The organism is Peribacillus sp. S4 (genome assembly GCF_046715815.1).
GTDB lineage: Bacteria > Bacillota > Bacilli > Bacillales > DSM-1321 > Peribacillus > Peribacillus frigoritolerans.
The window spans coordinates 520,834-539,307 of the sequence record NZ_CP175708.1; the positions used below are offsets into that span (position 1 = coordinate 520,834).

At 39.4% G+C, this 18,474-nt stretch carries 19 protein-coding genes; 14 read left to right on the top strand and 5 right to left on the bottom strand.

The annotated features are described in order from the left end of the window. Nucleotides 1-256: 256 nt before the first annotated feature. From ACJ9PY_RS02515 to ACJ9PY_RS02530, 4 genes are all read left to right on the top strand, one after another. Entirely contained in the window at nt 257-646 is a 390-nt protein-coding gene (locus ACJ9PY_RS02515) for a hypothetical protein (RefSeq protein ID WP_328110124.1), read from the top strand. Between the two features lie 53 nt (nt 647-699). Continuing rightward, nucleotides 700-978 carry a hypothetical protein gene (locus tag ACJ9PY_RS02520; protein WP_145506838.1) on the top strand — a complete coding sequence of 93 codons (279 nt, stop codon included), beginning with the start codon at nt 700-702 and terminating at the stop codon, nt 976-978. A gap of 24 nt (nt 979-1,002) precedes the next feature. Then, complete coding sequence (locus tag ACJ9PY_RS02525; protein WP_411739432.1) at nt 1,003-1,386, top strand: hypothetical protein; 384 nt, start codon at nt 1,003-1,005, stop codon at nt 1,384-1,386. A 144-nt stretch (nt 1,387-1,530) separates the two neighbouring features. After that, nucleotides 1,531-1,722 carry a hypothetical protein gene (locus tag ACJ9PY_RS02530; RefSeq protein ID WP_057278530.1) on the top strand — a complete coding sequence of 64 codons (192 nt, stop codon included), beginning with the start codon at nt 1,531-1,533 and terminating at the stop codon, nt 1,720-1,722. Nucleotides 1,723-1,918: 196 nt separating this feature from the next. Here ACJ9PY_RS02530 and ACJ9PY_RS02535 read toward each other — a convergent pair whose 3' ends face one another. Beyond that, nucleotides 1,919-3,175, bottom strand: coding sequence for a DUF445 domain-containing protein (locus tag ACJ9PY_RS02535; RefSeq protein WP_063577492.1), 1,257 nt, complete (start codon nt 3,173-3,175; stop codon nt 1,919-1,921). An 829-nt stretch (nt 3,176-4,004) separates the two neighbouring features. Further along, the gene (locus tag ACJ9PY_RS02540; RefSeq protein ID WP_034305980.1) at nt 4,005-4,982 is read right to left on the bottom strand and encodes a bile acid:sodium symporter family protein; all 978 of its coding nucleotides are present in this window, start codon (nt 4,980-4,982) and stop codon (nt 4,005-4,007) included. A gap of 320 nt (nt 4,983-5,302) precedes the next feature. Here ACJ9PY_RS02540 and ACJ9PY_RS02545 point away from each other — a divergent pair, with 320 nt between their 5' ends. From ACJ9PY_RS02545 to ACJ9PY_RS02560, 4 genes are all read left to right on the top strand, one after another. After that, a complete protein-coding gene (locus ACJ9PY_RS02545) occupies nt 5,303-5,980 on the top strand; it encodes a response regulator transcription factor (protein WP_411739433.1) in 678 nt (225 codons plus the stop codon). Then, nucleotides 5,977-7,356 (top strand): sensor histidine kinase, encoded by a 1,380-nt coding sequence (locus ACJ9PY_RS02550; RefSeq protein ID WP_063577490.1) that lies wholly within the window; start codon nt 5,977-5,979, stop codon nt 7,354-7,356. The genes ACJ9PY_RS02545 and ACJ9PY_RS02550 overlap by 4 nt, the downstream gene beginning before the upstream one ends. 99 nt (nt 7,357-7,455) lie before the next feature. After that, nucleotides 7,456-8,562 (top strand): ABC transporter permease, encoded by a 1,107-nt coding sequence (locus ACJ9PY_RS02555; protein ID WP_411740226.1) that lies wholly within the window; start codon nt 7,456-7,458, stop codon nt 8,560-8,562. Continuing rightward, nucleotides 8,559-9,236: an ABC transporter ATP-binding protein gene (locus tag ACJ9PY_RS02560; protein ID WP_057278537.1), complete on the top strand. Its 678-nt coding sequence runs from the start codon at nt 8,559-8,561 to the stop codon at nt 9,234-9,236. The genes ACJ9PY_RS02555 and ACJ9PY_RS02560 overlap by 4 nt, the downstream gene beginning before the upstream one ends. Before the next feature lie 177 nt (nt 9,237-9,413). Here ACJ9PY_RS02560 and bioC read toward each other — a convergent pair whose 3' ends face one another. The 3 genes from bioC to bioF are packed head-to-tail and all read right to left on the bottom strand — an operon-like array spanning nt 9,414 to nt 12,170. Further along, a complete protein-coding gene (gene bioC / locus ACJ9PY_RS02565; protein WP_411739434.1) occupies nt 9,414-10,235 on the bottom strand; it encodes a malonyl-ACP O-methyltransferase BioC in 822 nt (273 codons plus the stop codon). Beyond that, nucleotides 10,225-10,974 carry an alpha/beta fold hydrolase gene (locus ACJ9PY_RS02570; protein ID WP_057278539.1) on the bottom strand — a complete coding sequence of 250 codons (750 nt, stop codon included), beginning with the start codon at nt 10,972-10,974 and terminating at the stop codon, nt 10,225-10,227. The genes bioC and ACJ9PY_RS02570 overlap by 11 nt, the downstream gene beginning before the upstream one ends. After that, a complete protein-coding gene (bioF, locus tag ACJ9PY_RS02575; RefSeq protein WP_411739435.1) occupies nt 10,971-12,170 on the bottom strand; it encodes an 8-amino-7-oxononanoate synthase in 1,200 nt (399 codons plus the stop codon). The genes ACJ9PY_RS02570 and bioF overlap by 4 nt, the downstream gene beginning before the upstream one ends. A 417-nt stretch (nt 12,171-12,587) precedes the next feature. On the opposite strand from bioF, the gene ACJ9PY_RS02580 reads away from it, so the two are divergent. The 6 genes from ACJ9PY_RS02580 to ACJ9PY_RS02605 all read left to right on the top strand — a co-directional run bounded on the left by ACJ9PY_RS02580 (nt 12,588) and on the right by ACJ9PY_RS02605 (nt 18,334). After that, complete coding sequence (locus ACJ9PY_RS02580; RefSeq protein ID WP_034305961.1) at nt 12,588-13,427, top strand: YitT family protein; 840 nt, start codon at nt 12,588-12,590, stop codon at nt 13,425-13,427. A 153-nt stretch (nt 13,428-13,580) separates the two neighbouring features. Then, nucleotides 13,581-13,766 (top strand): hypothetical protein, encoded by a 186-nt coding sequence (locus ACJ9PY_RS02585; protein ID WP_034305959.1) that lies wholly within the window; start codon nt 13,581-13,583, stop codon nt 13,764-13,766. Nucleotides 13,767-14,125: 359 nt separating this feature from the next. Then, a complete protein-coding gene (locus tag ACJ9PY_RS02590) occupies nt 14,126-15,415 on the top strand; it encodes an ABC transporter substrate-binding protein (protein WP_098184943.1) in 1,290 nt (429 codons plus the stop codon). A 148-nt stretch (nt 15,416-15,563) separates the two neighbouring features. Further along, the gene (locus tag ACJ9PY_RS02595) at nt 15,564-16,424 is read left to right on the top strand and encodes a carbohydrate ABC transporter permease (RefSeq protein ID WP_098865664.1); all 861 of its coding nucleotides are present in this window, start codon (nt 15,564-15,566) and stop codon (nt 16,422-16,424) included. Next, complete coding sequence (locus ACJ9PY_RS02600) at nt 16,424-17,242, top strand: carbohydrate ABC transporter permease (protein WP_057278543.1); 819 nt, start codon at nt 16,424-16,426, stop codon at nt 17,240-17,242. Before ACJ9PY_RS02595 ends, ACJ9PY_RS02600 begins: the two co-directional genes overlap by 1 nt. A gap of 57 nt (nt 17,243-17,299) precedes the next feature. Then, on the top strand, nt 17,300-18,334 hold the full coding sequence (locus ACJ9PY_RS02605; RefSeq protein WP_411740227.1) for a LacI family DNA-binding transcriptional regulator: 1,035 nt from the start codon (nt 17,300-17,302) through the stop codon (nt 18,332-18,334). Nucleotides 18,335-18,474 lie beyond the last annotated feature (140 nt).

Below are 18,474 nucleotides of genomic sequence, written 5' to 3' on the forward strand. Positions count from 1 at the left end.
TAAATAGATTATTACTGGGTTATAACAGATGCATATCATCGAAGATATCGATGAATTAATCAACCAATTCCATAGTTTTTGTGCAGATAAAGCCATTAAAGAAAAGTATGGGGCTTGATGTAAATCCCCATAAACAAAAAACTCCTATAAATCCCTTTATAGGGTTTTTTTATGTCCAAAGTTCAGTTTATGCTATGTTAAAGGGAAGCGAAGCAGTTTATTATTGGTGAGGAAAATTAAATAATGGAGTGGGAAAATGATAAGAAAAGGTGAGTATACAATCTATAATGGGAGAGAGTATAGATTCATAGAGTCTGATACAGTGGAAGCTATTGAATTAATTAGCAATGATAAAAAAGATATGGACAATGGCTTTACTTATTACAAAAATAATATTTACACGAAAATGGTAGGTGTAAGTGAAGTTAAAGAATTATATTCTATTAATCCCTATGCTGTTTATAAGGGAGAACTGTTTCCGGCATCAGAAGAAAGCAAAACCGGAAAAGTATTGTTGGTTACAACAAACACTGAACTTGCTAAAAAGATGGGGTTTAAACGAACAGATAAATATATGTACTCCAAATCTGTGGAATGGGATGAAGTGGAGATAATCGAAGAGAGGAAGCCCTATTCGTTAGATTAAATTTTCTCATTTCAAATGCGATTTATATTTATTGCACTATATAGGAGAATAAAATGGATAATAAGAAAAGGCAGTTAATCGATCAAATAAAAGTTGTAATAAATAATCTTGAAAAAGTTTATTGTAATGAAATTACTAGCGGCGCTTTACAGCTTATATATAAAAGATATAAGAATGCATTGGAAATATTGGAAAATAAAAAAGACATAAAAGAATTAAATATTATTGGTGGTGTACGTGCTTATATGGATAGTTATAGTGACTATCAAAATCCGTTATTAGTAGAATTACATAAAGCTGAAAAATTAAATAAAGAATTATTGAATACTTGATGAAGTTTGAAAATGGAGGAACCTATGATAAGAAAAGGAAAGTATGCAATACATAATGGTAGCGAGTATAGTTTTAGTCTACTGGAAGATAAGTCTATAAGGTTAATAAGTAATAAATATGCTGATCTATCTCAAGGTTTCAAGCATTTAGATGAAAATATCTATATAAAAAATGTTTCTGTAGAAGAGGTAGATTTATTTAAGATAAATTCGAAGGCAATATATAAGGGAGAACTGTTTCCGGCATCAGAAGAAAGCAAAACCGGAAAAGTAATGTTGGTTACAACAAACACTGAACTTGCTAAAAGGATGGGGTTTGAACGGACAGATAAATATATGTACTCCAAATCTGTGGAATGGGATGAAGTGGAGATAATCGAGGAGAGGAAACCCTATACATTAGATTAATTTCCTGATTTAAAGTGCCTACATACAGTAAAAGCGATTATTTCTTCAAAAGGTGGGTATTAAGAATTAAGCGGTCTTTCATTTAATATCTAGCACTAAGTTTTCTTTATGTTGAATAAGGAGAATTTGGTGGGAGGTGATTAAATGAGGAAAGCCTATGGTATAAAAAGTTTGATGATTTACCTTGAGTCGGTAAATTATCCAATTACCGAAGAGGAAATCAATGATCTAATATTGAATAAAAAGATCCCCCATCTCAGACCCATCGATAATTTGTTGATTTTTAATTTGGATCATATTGATGGCTGGCTTAGTGATCAGCAATCCAACCCTTAGTTAATTGAAGCCCTGCTTTAAGTGGAACTTTGATTTATATGTGTACCTGTAATCTAAGTTTATTGATAAAAAGGAAAAGCTAGCCGAGGTGTTTCATGAAAACCTTGGCTGGCTTTTTGTTTATCTCTTCATTTTCAGAAAAACGAATCAGTCCCAGTTGATTTGGTAGCGACAGTATTCTGCCGTTATGCCTGGATCATAATAGCTTAAGCAAAGCCTGTGCACCTGTTAGGATAAGCCCTATGATAAAACCACAGACCGCTCCATTCACGCGAATCCATTGCAAGTCTTTTCCTACACCATTTTCCATCATATCAATCAGCGTTTCGTTGTCTAGCTTATCTAAATTTTCTTGTACAAGATTGCCGATCTGAGTATGATTATTTTCAATGAGAACAGTAATTTGTTTCTGTATCCATTGATCGATGCGGGTGCTATTTTCCTTAATATTGTCCAGTATATGATGAATCATTGGAGTCAGGTAAGTATCCATGAAAAGTTCATCTTCTACGAAATCCAATGCTTCTTGTTGAATTTGTTTTAGGCTTCCCTCTATTGTCGCCTCAGGCTCCCATTTTGTCAGAAGTTGTTTTTTCCATTTTTCAACTCCTTCTAACAGTTCCCGGTTATGGTTAATGCCTTGTATCTCTTTCCTGATATATAAGATTAAAGCCTCTCTATTTGGTTCTTTCTCGTTTTGTAAATTATTTACGACACTTAATAGCAGGTTTTGGATTATATTCCCAAGTTTCTCTTCGTTAAGTAGACTTTGAATGGATTTAACGGCGAACTGAAGCATACCTTCCAGTTCAATCTTGCTGAGTACATCCATGGAAACAGTGCCAAGTCGGTGACTGGTTTCCTTTTTTCCTAACCAATCTTCAGCTTTTTTCAAAACATGATCCAAGGCCTTCTTATCAAACTCTTCGTTAAGTAACTCTGAACTTACTAAATGTAGAATCTTGCTCATGTCTATGCCAGAAAGTGATGCTTTAATTTTTTTTGCAACGAAAGGCGTAATCTTTTCTATATCTATATAACCAATCATTTGCTTGATCAGTTTAATCAGGACTTTTCTAAAAGTATCACTTTGAATCTCTTTTCCTAAAATAGGGATCAATTTTTCAGTAAAAGGAATATGTTTTACTTTGTCCTGAATGCTTTCCTTAGAAAGCCAGTCGTTTTTTAACATCGAAACAAGTGCATTTGTCATTCTTTTACGATTGTTGGGCAAAAGCGCTGTATGGGGGATTGGTAATCCAAGCGGATGGCGGAATAATGCAGTGACAGCAAACCAATCTGCCAATCCGCCGACTAAACCAGCTTCAAACCCTCCATGTAATAAATCTAAAGGCAATGTACCTTGAAATGGAGTGGTTGCAATATAACCCGCCCCCATGATAATTAGTGAATATCTAGCTATTTTTCTTGAAGATTTTATTTTTGGTGACATTATATTCCCTCATCCTTAAAATGATAGTCAATTACTATAACCCGAATCATTAGCAAAATTTATAACTTACTTTCATCTAGTAGTATAGCAGGTAGTACAAAAAAATAACCACAACAAGGCAGTAAGTTCATTATTTTTGGGCATTGAATATTGTCATTTCCCCTTGAATGTTCAATATTCTGATGATAAATGCAAAAAAAAAGCCGATTCACTCAATCGGCTCAGTTTGTAGATAAAAGGGGTTCGGAATTAAAAAATTCTGAACCCCTTTTGAAATTCCCTTTGAATTTTCTCCTAAGGTTAAGAGATTGCGGCTCTACGAGCCCACATGTTAGGCCATTTTTGGACCTCGCCATGCCCAATTGGCCATCTTCTTTAAATTAATGGCAGCCTCCATTTTACGAACCAAATGGTTCGGTGGCACCAGTTAATCTAAAGTAATCATTTCAAGTTGATCTTGCTGAATAGAATCATGTTTAGAAAGCCTCCTCATCACCTCAAGTTTTAATACTTCTACTTTAAAACAAAAATGACTCCAGGCAAAAGTGTTCTATCTAAAAGGTAAGACAAAGTTGATTGGATCGGAAGGTACGAGACTCCTGCGGGAAAAGCGCGTCTAAGGGAGACCCCGCAGGCGAAAGCCGAGGAGGCTCCCCGACCGCCCGCGGAAAGCGAGTGCCCTACGTTCCAACCAACGTCCAAATTGTACAAGCCATAAAAATAGACAAACTCGATTTTCATCGAGTTTGTCTACAGTCTGAGCCGATTCACTCAATCGGCTTTTTTTATTCATTTACTGAAAAGCATTTTTTTGTTCATCTCCAACATATTATGATGCGTCTGTTTTTATCGAATTATTTTTATCGGTGCCTACATTTTTTTTATCTTTCATGAGACTGAAGATATAGGCCAGAACGGAACCTGATATGTTATGCCAAACACTGAAAATGGCACTTGGAACAGCGGCCAAAGGCGAGAAGTGGGCTGTTGCTATGGCTACACCTAAACCAGAGTTCTGCATACCGACCTCCATTGCAACAGCTTTCTGTTTAGCTAAATCCATCCCGCATAAACGAGCAAAGAAGAAGCCGAGTAAAAAACCAAGAACATTATGAAGAACGACTACTGCAAAAATCAGCAAACCTGTTTTAGCCAGCTGATCTTGGCTGCCAGCTACTACGGCAGATACGATCAGAACGATGGAAATGACAGATACTAGAGGTAAAGCCTTTGCACCGGCCTCTGCCTGTTTGCCGAAAAACTTCTTAACAAGAAATCCCAGTATTAGTGGGATAATCACCACTTGAATGATCGAAATGAATAATGACCCAATACTGATGTTGACCCATTTACTTGCCAAGAGCAGAATAAGCAGGGGCGTTACGATAGGCGCTAGAATAGTGGAAACAGAAGCAATGGCAACTGCAAGCGCAACATTTCCTCTCGCAAGAAACACCATGACATTCGAAGCCGTTCCACTAGGGCAACATCCTACCAAAATAACACCAACAGCGACTTCTTTGGGCAAATCGAACCCTATTGCTAATCCGAATGCCAATAAGGGCATAATGATAAAATGACCTGCTACCCCTAGTGCGACCTCTTTCGGCCGTCGGAATACTTCTTTAAAATCCGCTGCTGATAATGTAAGTCCCATTCCAAACATGACAATTCCTAGTAATGGAACAATATAGTCTCCAATCCATATAAACTGATTAGGTAAGATATACGCAATAACTGCAAATAAAATGACCCATAAGGTAAACGTTTTACCAGCAAATCCGCTGATTTTCTCTACTACTCCCATAGTGACCTCCTAGATGTTTTGAAATAAAACAATTATAATTTATATTCAGAATATTTAAAACCCTTTTAGGCAATAAAAATATCAATAGGGCTGAACTAGTGTGAATATGACGGTTCACTATAGGAAAAAAGCGGACAGGGTTTTTAGAATCTGTTCGCTTTTGACTTTATTTTTTTAAAAAAATAAGAAGGTGCTGTATATTAGCGGCAAACTAGTTTATAAGGAACCGGAAATTGAATTAGTATTTGTTGTTTTACAGGTTTAATTATTGCTATTGTATGTTTAGCCAGGGCTATAAAAGAAGTGGAGATGTGGTTTCTTTGATACATATATTAATTGCGGATGATGATCGGCATATTCGGGAGTTGCTTAAATTTCACTTGGAAAAGGAAGGGTACATGGTATCGGAAGCGAAGGACGGTTATGAAGCTTCCTTGTTACTGGAGAAGGAACGGATCCATCTGGCTGTTGTCGATATAATGATGCCGTATAAAAACGGACTGGATCTTTGTAAGGAAATCCGGGATCAATATGATCTGCCCGTCATTTTATTGACAGCTAAAGATCAACTTATCGATAAGGAAAAGGGGTACTTTGCGGGTACGGATGATTACCTCGTGAAGCCGTTTGAGCCAAGGGAACTTCTATTTCGGATAAAAGCGCTATTGCGAAGATACCGTATGGTGAATTCTGAATCCATCTCATTGAATCAAACGGTGATTGACCGTAAAAGTTACGAAGTGCGAATAAAGGGGAATACGCTGCTCCTGCCGCTTAAGGAATTTGAGCTGCTGGCTCAGCTGGGAAGTTTTCCTGATCAGGTCTTTACGCGTGAGCAGCTTATTGAACTGGTTTGGGGTGCTGATTTTGCAGGGGATGATCGAACGGTTGATGTCCATATTAAACGGTTGAGGGAACGTTTTGCCGGCCGGACCGATGACTTTGTCATAACGACTGTCCGTGGCTTAGGTTATAAACTGGAGGTCAACAAGAAGTGAAAACACTTTATTTCAGGATAGTTATTCAAACCATTTTGATCATGGTGCTTGCCAGTGTCATCGCTTTTTTAATTTCCAATGTCTATTATCATCAGGTTCAAAAACCCAACAATGGTGAGAAGATAAGCAAAGTCGCAAGTGAGATCGTCTCCTTATATGAGGAGAATCCTGATCAGGATATTGATGCGTATTTAACCCATATTGCAGGATTGCACTATCAAATGTATCTATTTAATGAGCAGGGTGAAGGAACTTTATATGGTGAGCCGTTTCGGGAAACGAATTTGGACCGCGACACGATTTCCGGAGTTTTGAATGGGAATACCTATCAAGGGATCGCCAATTATAATAATGGGTTATTTATTACGGGTTTTTTTGAAGATGTATTAATTAATAGCATTGGGGTCCCGATGAACGTGAATGGTGAAAAGCATGCATTGTTTGTAAGGCCCAATATAGAGCTGCAGTTTGGCGAATTTCGCTTTTTCCTTGCAGTTTTACTCGTTCTGACGCTACTTCTTAGTTTTTTATTTGTGATCATTAATACGCGTTTCATCGTTAAGCCGATTACGAAATTAACGGAGGCTACAAAAAGAATCGCCGATGGGGATTATAGTAGTGAATTGAATGTCTCCCGAAGCGATGAAATAGGGGACTTGGCACAGCACTTCTCGAAAATGACTCAAAGCATACAGCGGTTGGATGATATGAGGCAGGAGTTCGTATCGAATGTATCTCATGAAATTCAATCTCCGCTTGCATCCATCCAAGGTTTTTCCCAAACCCTTCAATCGGAGGAATTAACAAAGGAACAAAGAAATCAGTACTTATCCATCATTGAAAAAGAAAGCAGGCGCATGTCGTCGTTAAGCAAACAGCTGCTCATGCTTGCTTCGTTGGATAAAGTAGATGATCCGCTGCAGCGGTCAAAGTTCGATTTAGCGCAGCAAATCCGGCAGGTGTTGTTCATGCTGGAATGGAATTGGCGGGAAAAGGATATGGTGATCGAAATGGATTTGCCGTCCACCGCCATTTCTGCAGATGAGAAACTTTTAAATCAAGTTTGGACGAATTTGATAACCAATAGCATTAAATACTCGGAAACCGGCAGTTCAATCCATATTCGGATTAAAAGTATAGGCAGTACTGTTGAAGTGATGATCGCGGATACGGGCATTGGAATTCCAGAAGAAGACCTCCCTTATATCCTTGATCGCTTTTATAAAGTCGACAAAGTGAGGAACAGAAGTGAAACAGGCAGCGGATTAGGACTTTCGATCACGAAGAAGACGGTTGAACTTCATGGAGGAACGATTGAAGTCCAAAGTGAACTTGGTAAAGGGACCACTTTTTATATACGGCTGCCCTTTATGTAATCAGTTGTTCATCTTCCATTCATATTGAGTGTTTACAATCGAGTCATACCGATTGAAGCAGGACTTGATTGGTAAACAAAAGAAAAGGGAGATGAAATGATGTTTTTGGCAATGCGTGAACTAAAGCATTCAAAGTTACGTTATCTGCTGATTGGACTGATCATGGTATTGGTCGCTTTGCTTGTTTTTATCATTTCAGGATTAGCTAATGGACTTTCATCAGATAATGCTTCATCCATACAAAACATGAAAGCCGACTATTTCGTCATGGAGCATGACTCTAAAAATAAATTGAATCGATCGATCATATCGATGGAAAAGCTTGATGAAATCCGGGATATATCGGATGTTAAAGCAGCCGAAGGGCTGGGGCAAATGATGATCACATTGAATAAAATCGGATCTTCGGAGAAAACGGATGCCACTATTTTTGCGACCGATGCCAGTGGGATTTTAGCACCAAAGGTCATAGAAGGAACGAGCTATGACAATAAGAAACAAGGTGAAGTCGTTGCAGATCGTTCTTTAAAAGAAGTCGGTTATAAATTGGGTGATTCACTTAAAGATGACCTATCAGGTAATGTTTTCACCATTGTTGGTTTTACTGAAAAGCAGTCTTACAGCCATACACCGGCAGTTTACATGAATGTTAAGGGGTGGCAGGAGATTAATCCTGGATTGAAAAATCAAGGTAAAGACTCAATCAGCGCAATAGCCGTGCAAATGGATTCGAAGTCAGAAGAGAATGTACGTGAATCATTGCCTGAAGGTGTAACGCTCATTTCGAAAGAAGAATCACTTCAGAGTATACCAGGGTTCAAAGAGGAACAGGGGACATTGACGATGATGATTGCCTTTTTGTTTGTCATTGCAGCTTTCGTTTTGGCCGTATTCTTTTATGTGATTACTTTGCAGAAGACGAATCAATTTGGAGTCCTTAAAGCACTGGGGGCCAATACGGGCTACCTGGCAAAAAGCATCGTTGGTCAAGTAATGCTGCTTGCCGTGACATGCATAGCCATCAGTGTTGCCCTGACATTCGGCGTCACTTTAATCATGCCAGAAGGAATGCCATTTGAATTGAGTGCCGATTTGGTCATTAAATATTCCGTATTACTTTTGGCTGTATCCGTATTGGGTTCGCTGCTATCCCTATACCGAGTAGCGAAGATAGACGCGATCGAAGCAATAGGGAGGGTATCATGATGGGGGATAAACTATTATTTGAAAACGTCAGTAAGGTTTATGGGGAAGGCGATAATAAGGTGAAAGCCCTTGATGATATTTCCCTGAATGTGAGAGCGGGGGAATTCGTCGCCATCGTCGGTCCTTCAGGTTCAGGAAAAAGTACTTTTCTTTCGATAGCAGGTGCGTTACTATCCCCGAGCAAAGGCCGCTTACTGCTGAATGGTGAGGATATTACAACACTATCCCCAAAAGAATTGACTCGGGTGCGCCTTGAAAAGATCGGGTTTGTATTCCAATCGTCGAATCTTGTGCCATATCTCTCCGTACGAGACCAGCTTCTGCTGCTTTCCGAATTGATCGGCAAGCGAGATAAAACAACTGTGAAAAAAGCGGACGAATTGCTTAGCCACCTTGGACTTGGACATCGGACAGATCACCTGCCAGAAGCACTGTCGGGCGGTGAGCGGCAGCGTGTAGCAATCGCCCGTTCGCTGATGAATGATCCAGAAATCATTTTAGCGGATGAACCAACCGCAAGTCTTGATTCCAAAAGAGGCAGGGATGTTGTTGAAATGCTTGCACATGAGGTGAAATCAAGAAATAAAGCGGCCATCATGGTAACGCATGATGAAAGAATGTTGGATTTATGTGATCGAGTGGTCAATATTACGGATGGCAAGGTATTTGGATGAAGTTATACGTAAAAAGTCCGCCGCCTCTCCAAAGGAATTAGGAGTGGCGGCGGACTGAATTGCTTGAAGGGGATGGTTAACCGACAGTAAGCGGATGGAATACTAGTCGTAACTTTATATAAACGATTTGCGATTATGTATAATACTTTGCTTGTATCCCAGCTGGTTATCTTCGGATCATTCATGTTTTTTTATTTTAAAGAACAAGCAGTGATAGGTTGCTTTCACACCTGAATCATTTCGGAATTCTGTGTCGTATATGTTGATTAACTCTCGAAAAAAGGAAGGGCGCTGGCAGTAGTTTTCTTTGTTGCTGTTAGCAGCGCCAATCTTTTTGATTGAAGTGAAAAATTCACGAACTGTCTGAAAGTACTCCAGTTCAAGCTTTTCTATTTTTGTAATCTCGATTGGAGCTGCTGCTGAATAGGGGATTGCTGCTTCGCAAACTTGGGATAATTCTTCCAGAGTGTAAAACGTTTGACCTGGTGAACTATCCATGGAAAGTTGAAGCTTTTCTTTCGCTTGTTCATATGAACTATGAAGCTCTTGAAAGGTATCTATTCCGAACGTTGAAAATATCAGGCTTCCTTCCGCCGTTAATCGTGTAAAAAGTTTTTCAAGGGTTGCAGGAATATCATTCAGCCATTGAAACGTTGCATTGGAAATAATCAAGTGGTAATTTTCATTTAGCGCCATTTCTTCGATGTCCGTACATAAAAATGTAACACGGTCTTCCTTTGTTAATCCTTTTGCCACTTCAACCATACCGGGTGCCAAATCAACAGCCGTAATGGCGGCATTAGGGAATGTTTTGACGAGTAACCTGGTTAAGTAACCGGTGCCGCAGCCGATTTCAAGAATATTGATTTTATGGTTGGTGTTTTTTTGAGGAAGCAAATCCACTAATTGCTTTGCCATGTTTTTTTGAACATTGGCATACGCATCATATGTTTGCGCGTGTTCACTGAATCGCTTGCTTAACAATCGTTTATCTATCATGAACGTACTCCTTTTGAATAAATGTTTTTATATGATCCATACATTCCTCTGGTTTTGTGAAAAATGGAATATGACCAGTACCTTCGATAATACGAACCTCGGCTTTCCCACCCAGATTCTCTTTAATGAAAGATGAAGCTTCAAGTGGACAAATTTTGTCTTCCCTCCCATGAAGCATTAAAAAGGGGGCTTCAATCCGGTCGAGTCTTGCTCGAGCATCTTTCTGAAGTAAATAATCCAATCCAATCAGAAGCGAAAACACATCATCTCCATGAAACTCGCTTTGACTGATCTTGGTGAATTGATGATAAAAACCTGCTTCTTTTTCAGCATCGGAAAACATCGCTTCATAGAAGGAAGTCAAAGTCTTCTCTTTATTGCGCGGCAGTTGTTTCTTCATGCGCTCGACCATTCGCGGATCCCAGCCAACTGAATAATTTTCCCCTGTAGTGAACCGACTTGTTGCGCCAAAAAGGATAAAACCTTTTATTCTTTCTCGAAAAGAACTTGAGAGTTCAAGTGATACTAGTGATCCTAATGACCAGCCCAATAAATAAACAGGACCATCGATGGAAGCGATTGTGTTTATGACCCGTTCTTCAAAGTCATTTAGTGCCTTCATATCTCTCCAATCTATAAATGAAAGGTGAAATAGTTCTGACAGCGGTTTGATTAACGGTTGAAACGCCTCTTTTTCCATTCCCCAGCCAGGAAGCACGACTAAATTCGGCTGCTTCATTCAACAACACCCATTTCTTTTCCAATGATCGAAACTTTTTGAACTGCCCAATCAAGATCTTTTTTATCGTGGAGAGCCGTTACGGTAAACCGGATTCTCGCTTCATTTTCAGGAACGGTCGGCGGCCTGACAGCAATAGCGGCAATTCCTTCTTTTTGCAAACGTGCAGCAAATTCCATCGCTTTTTCGTTTTCCCCGATGACGATAGGAACAATTTGTGATCGGCTTCCGCAAATGTTAAACCCGTAATTTGTGAGTTCTTTTCTAAAGTATTCTGAATGTGTTTGGAGCAGTGAGCGGCGTTCTGGTTCTTGCTGTACAAGTTCAATCGCTGTTTTTATAGCACCGAGTATGGCAGGGGGAAGTGCAGTTGAATAGATGAATCCGCGCATGCGATTTTTTAAATAGTCGATGAGCCATTCTTTCCCGACAACATAGGCCCCGAATGAACCAAGCGCTTTACTGAATGTTCCCATTTGGATATCTATTTTATTTTGAAGATGGAGATGACCTGCATAGCCTTCACCGTTTTTACCGTAAATGCCGCTTCCATGTGCTTCATCTGTCATTAACATTGCGTTATAACGTTCCTTTAACCGAACTAGGTCTTCAAGATAAGCGAAGTCACCATCCATGCTGAAGACCGTATCCGTCACGATTAATTTACGTGCTTCAATCGGTGATTTTTTCAAAAATGCTTCTAAATGATCTAAATCATTATGACGATAGCGTATATGCTTTGCTCTGCTTAAAAGAGCTCCATCGACAATGCTTGCATGATTCAATTTATCACTATAAATAATATCGTTACGGGACAGCAGGGTGGAGATTATTCCAAGGTTCGCGTTATAACCACTGTTGATGATGAGTCCTGCTTCGGCCTTCTTCCAATTGATAAGAGCTTGTTCCGCCTGCTCGTAAAGAGGATGATTGCCAACAATTAAACGTGAAGCCGTTGCTCCTGCACCATATGTATGTACGGCATCAACCATAGCCTTTTTCAGCCGCTCATCTCCTGCATATCCTAAATAGTTATTAGAAGCTAGATTAAGCATCCTGCACCCGTTGACCGTAAGCCAAGGCTGCTCGGCACATACGGTTGATACGAGTTCGCGCTTTTGCGAAATCTCTTCTAAATGAGCCAGTTCTTTTTTTATTTTTTCTTCCCAACAAAGTAAACGTTTTTCACTGTGCATGGCCATTCTCCTTTTTTATATGTCAACTAAAAATAATATAGGTTAACACATAAAATATTCTAATCATGACTCAATGAAACTGTCAAGCTTTGAAAACGAGCATGAGAATAAAGTAATGATCCATTAATCTGGGAGAATTCAAGGGTCGGAAAAGGCTGGTAGATTATTTAGGTCCCAGCCAGGAACATGAATCTAACCAGAAAAATCAGTTTAAGGAGAATCGGGCAGCGGTGGTTTTGTTAAGCTAATGTATAAAAATATGTATTAAGCTCGTTCATTGAAGATAATCTAACTTCCAAGGTAGTCTTTTTGTTAAACCTTGAAATCTTTGAAGGATTAAATGGAATTCCATGTTACTATAGAGCAGTGAAATTTAACAGAATTCACATTAACCATTACATAAAGGAAGGTATAAATATGAAAAAGATTTCTTTGGATGTTTTCTTTATATTAATAGGAGCTTTTATTTTCGCTTTGGCAATAAATCTTTTCGTCATTCCCAATGAGCTTGGTGAGGGAGGAGTCACGGGGATAACCATCATTCTGTTTTATCTTTTTGAATGGTCACCAGGGCTGTTAAGTTTGATCATTAACGCTGTCCTGCTCATTGTCGGTTATAAATTTTTGTCGAAAATGACAACGGTATATACAATCGTAGCCGTTGCCTTTAATTCACTTTTCCTTCATTTAACCGAAAGCTGGACGATATCTTCAGATGAATTGGTCATCAATGCGATATTTGGCGGGGTTTTTGCTGGTGCAGGTATTGGCATGATCATTCGTGTTGGAGGCACTACTGCCGGTACGACGATCCTTGCCCGAATTACGAATAAGTATTTGGGATGGAGCTTAAGCTACGGACTTCTGTTTTTCGATTTAATCGTTGCGTTCTCATCTTATTTCATAATTGGCGCTGAAGGTCTGATGCTCACTATACTAATGCTTTATATTGGAACAAAAACGATGGAATTCATCATTGAGGGATTGAACCCGAAAAAAGCGATCACCATCATTTCAAAAGAAGCGGACCAGATTGCAAAACAAGTAACCGAATTGATGGACCGGGGGGTCACTGTTTTTAGTGGTCATGGATACTATACAAAAGAATCCAAGGATATTTTATATATCGTTATAAGTAAGCAAGAGGTACTGAAGTTAAAGAGAATAGTGCAGTCAACGGATAGCAATGCTTTTATAGCCATACATGATGTTCGGGACGTATTCGGTGAAGGTTTCCTGGATATCTCGAAGTCCTGATGGTAATAATGTATAAGCGAAATGAAAAGGCCTAATAGGCTTTTTTATTTTGCATGGCGAAAAATCTATAAATTCTGAATAATTTGTTATATTATGTAAGTAAGAAACCACACACCCTGAGGAGTGCAGCCATTAAATGTGGAGGTGTCCAAGATGATCCTTTTAAAAGTGGATGACAGAAAGTTTGGGAAAAGCAATATCAAGTACAGTGTCGTTGATAAGGAAACGAATGAATTGATCATTAGCGGTGTGTTTAAGGAATTTGGACAAGCAAGCGATAAATATTATGAATTGAAGGATGAATACGGTCCTTCCAATGTAAAGATGATATTGAAGTGAAAAGAGGGGGACCGACGGGTTTCCCTTTTTTCGTATAATGCCGGGAATGAAAATGCCCGTACAATAAATAATCGGATAAAGGAATAATCAAAGGTTTCTGAATCATATAATTAGATTAAGAGAGTTCTTAATATCCTTTTTTTACAATATACTACAATTTTATTGTAAAGTATGGAATTTGGTGGTAATATAAAGCGCATAAATGTAAACGTTTGCAATGTTTTTGTGAGGGGGTGATGTAAAAGAAGTACGATAGACTACGAATTTTATTGAATGAATGGCTTTTATTTTACTAATTTTATGCAAACGTTTTCTTAAAATTGCATGAATATTATGAGAAAAAGGGAGAGTGGGTAGGCATGAAGCGTAAAAAATGGTACGGGGGAATTCTTACTGTTTTATTGATTTTTAGTGTGATTTTGGCTGGATGCTCTTCTTCAACAGGCGGAAACAGCGACTCAAAGGATGTCGTGACGCTGGATATATTTCAATTCAAGGTAGAATTCAAGTCGCAATTCGAGACATTGGCAAAACAATATGAAAAAGAAAATCCAAATGTGAAGATCAAGGTATCGACAGTCGGCGGCGGAAATGATTATAAATCAGCCATTACGGCAAAGTTCGCTTCAGGTGAGGAGCCAGCGGTGTTTAACATTGGCGGACCGGTAGATGTCGCACAATATAAAGATAGATTAACAGATTTAAAGGACACGAAGGCTGCTGCTGCAGCGCTTGACGGTACTTTGGATGGCGTGGAAGAGGACGGGCAAGTCCTTGGACTTCCATTTAACCAGGAAGGATACGGCTTGATTTATAACAAACGGATATTTAAAGAAGCCGGAATTAATCCTGATGACATTACAAGTTATGAAACATTAGAGGCGGCAGTTAAGAAAATCGATTCACAAAAAGACAAATTGAAAATCGATGCAGTTTTCGCGTATCCGGTCAAAGAGAAGTGGGTGACAGGAAACCATTTATCCAATGTATTCTTATCACCGGAGTTTGATGGGAATGTGTTAGAAGCAAGTAAGGCACCAACGGTTAAATTCACGGATGGTGACAAGTTTAAACAATTGGTCGATATCCAAAATGAGTATTCCGTCCAGCCGACAGCAAGTCTTGATTACTCCCAACAAGTGGAGGAGCTGTTCTCGCTTGAAAAGGTTGCGATCATTCAGCAAGGTAACTGGGTTTATAACACAGTCTATGATATGGATCCTGAGTTAGCTGAAAAGGGAATTGGCATCATCCCGATTCCAAATGGAGACAATGCAGGCATGCCGGTCGGTGTACCGAACTATTGGGCAGTGAACAAGAAATCGGATGAAAAGGTACAGGAAGCAGCCAAGAAGTTCCTAGACTGGATGTATACATCCGAAGCAGGGAAAAAAGCTGTTTTGGAAGATTTTAAATTCATTCCTGCTTATGAAGGATATGATGTAGAAAAAATTGCCGATCCAATTTCAAAAGAAATTTATAAATACTCTCAAGAAGGAAATACGATTGGATGGGTGTTTAATGGATATCCGGTCGGTTGGAATGATGATCTTGGTGCAAGTGTCCAAAAATACGTAACTGGTAAATTGACTTGGGAGGAACTTGTCCAACAGAACATTGAAAATTGGGAGAAGATTCATAGCAAATAAGAGTTGGGAAATGCAAGTGACCAATCGGCAAGAAAAAAGTGTCGATTGGTTGTTCCTTATTATAGAAAAGCCGCTAAGGGATTCATCAAATTACCCAGTCATGATCTAACCCATTAACTATTAAATCATTTCAAGGAGGTCGGTTTCGTTGAGAAATCGGGATGCCGCATATTGGCTGTTTTTAACACCTGTTCTTGCTGCACTCATTTTGGTTGTGATCGTGCCACTCATCTACGGATTTTATTATTCCTTTACGAATTGGAACGGTTTAGGGACACCGGATTTCATCGGTTTTAAGAATTATATAGACTTGTTTACGGATAAAGGGTTCCTTGATACATTTTGGTTCACGATTAAATTTTCCGTAGCGGCAATTGTGGTAATCAATATCATCGGATTAAGTTTGGCTCTCATCGTGACTTCGAAAATTAAATCAAGCAACATATTGCGGACAGTTTTCTTTATGCCCAATTTAATTGGCGGCTTGATACTCGGCTTTATTTGGCAGTTCATTTTTATTAAGGTCTTCGGTGCGATTGGTGATTTGACGGGGATCGAAGCATTTAATGGTTGGTTATCGACGACTGATACAGGTTTTTGGGGATTGATCATTTTAACGTCCTGGCAAATGGCCGGATATATCATGATTATTTATATCGCCTATCTTCAGGCAGTTCCTGAAGACTTGATCGAAGCGGCAAAAATTGACGGAGCTAACAGTTTCCAGCGCTTTCGCCATATAACTTTTCCACTAGTGGCACCTGCTTTTACCGTCAGTTTGTTTTTGACACTTTCCCACTCGTTCAAGATCTATGATCAAAACCTTTCCCTGACGAATGGAGCTCCCTATAATTCAACTGAAATGGTTGCGATGAACATTGTAAAATCCGCCTTCACCGAAAACGATATGGCATATGCACAGGCAAAAGCCGTTATCTTTTTCATAATCGTGGCGGTCGTTTCGCTGACACAAGTCTATTTCAATAAAAAACGGGAGGTTGAGCTGTAATGAGGGGAAAATGGAAATTGTGGCTGATTGGATTCATCGGATTCATTTTGGCCATATTATGGCTCACTCCGTTTTATTTAATGCTTGTCAATGCTTTTAAAATGAAACGGGATATATTTGCCGATACATTGGGACTGCCTGAAACCTGGACATTGGAAAACTTCACTCAAGCTTTCGAGCAATTGGATTTCCTCCGGACTTTATTCAATTCTTTATTGATATCGGGCGTCAGTGTAGTCATCATCATCATCTTTTCTGCGATGGCAGCATACGCTCTTTCCCGAAACAAAAGTAAAATAAGTTCCCTGCTTTTCTTTGTGTTTGTAGCAGCCATGCTGATCCCGTTTCAGTCTGTGATGATACCGCTCGTTGCCCAATTCGGACAGCTTGGGATGCTGAACAAGGCTGGACTGATTTTCATGTATTTAGGTTTTGGCTGCAGTCTATCCATATTCCTATATCATGGTACCTTAAAAGGGATTCCCCTCTCACTAGATGAGGCAGCAAAGATTGATGGTGCAAACCGATTTCAAGTATTTTGGTATATCATATTTCCACTATTAAAGCCGATGTCCATTACAGTTGGGATCTTGAATGTCATTTGGATATGGAACGACTATTTGCTGCCATCCCTTGTTATTGGCGGCGCGGGATCGGAGACCATTCCACTTAAATTATTCTTCTTCTTCGGACAATATACGAAGCAATGGCATCTCGCCTTGGCTGGACTTACTTTATCCATCATTCCAGTCATCATTGCGTACTTTTTTGCTCAGAGGCAAATTATTAAAGGAATTGCAGATGGAGCCGTTAAATAACTATTTAAATATAGGGAATATTAAACCATGTGCGGTGAACGGGGAGTGTTGATGAATTTGTCTGTTACTATAAAAGACGTTGCCAAAAAAGCAAATGTCGCTCCATCAACGGTATCGCGTGTAATCCATAACAGCCCGACAATCAGTGAAAAGACCAAGCGCAAGGTACGCAAGGTATTAAAGGAAATGGGCTATCATATGAATGAAAATGCCCGGAACTTAGTCACGAAGTCAACTAAGGCCATTGGGATCGTCATGAAAAGTTCGGCAAGGGAATCACTTTATAATCCCTTTTTCCCCGAAGTGATCCGGGGCATCGGAGATTTCTGTAATAAAGAAGGGTACAGTCTTTCTCTGACTACCGGCGAGACGGAGGATTCCATCTTTGAGGATGTCGTGAAAATGGTCCAGGGCAGAAGAGTGGATGGCATGATTGTTTTGTACTCTAAAAAGGACGATCAAGTGGTGCCGTATTTATTGAAGCAGGGCTTCCCGTTCGTTTTGATCGGGAAGCCAAGTACGAACATGAGCGGTATCACATTCATTGATAACGATAATGTTCAAGCGGCCAGGGAAGTATCGGAGTTTGTAATCAATCTTGGACATGAGCGAATCGCCTTTTTAGGAGGCAGCCCCGAGTTTGAAGTGATCCAGGACCGCTTGACAGGCTTTCAACAAGCGATGGAACAGGCCGGGGTGGATGTGCGACAGGAATATATCAAATTGATTCCTTTAAATCGAACGGATGGAATAAAGGCGATTGACGAATTGCTGGAATTGAATGAGGCACCAACCGCTTTTTTGGTTATGGATCTTTTATTGGGTGTGCTCTTACTTGGAGTGTTAGCCGAAAAGAACTTGAAAGTGCCGCAGCAAATAAGCGTCGTCTGTTTTAACCACTCAGAATTCATAGAATTTTTAAGTACCCCGCTGACAACGGTTGATATCCATACGTATCAGTTAGGGTATGAAGCCGCAAAATGCGTGTTCGATCTTATTGCGAATCCGGAAATGATGGAAAAGAGCATCAGCATTCCTACCAAAATCATAAAGCGAGAGTCGCATTTTGTTGCTGAAAAGGAAATTAAATGAAAATTGTAGAAAAGTTTTACCAATTAAAGCTTGATTTTTGCTAACATAAATTTACAATATAGATTATCACTATTATTTTGAAAATTCATACTTTCTAGGGTCGATAAGTATGTTCTTATATTTTGATCATCCCTAACGCA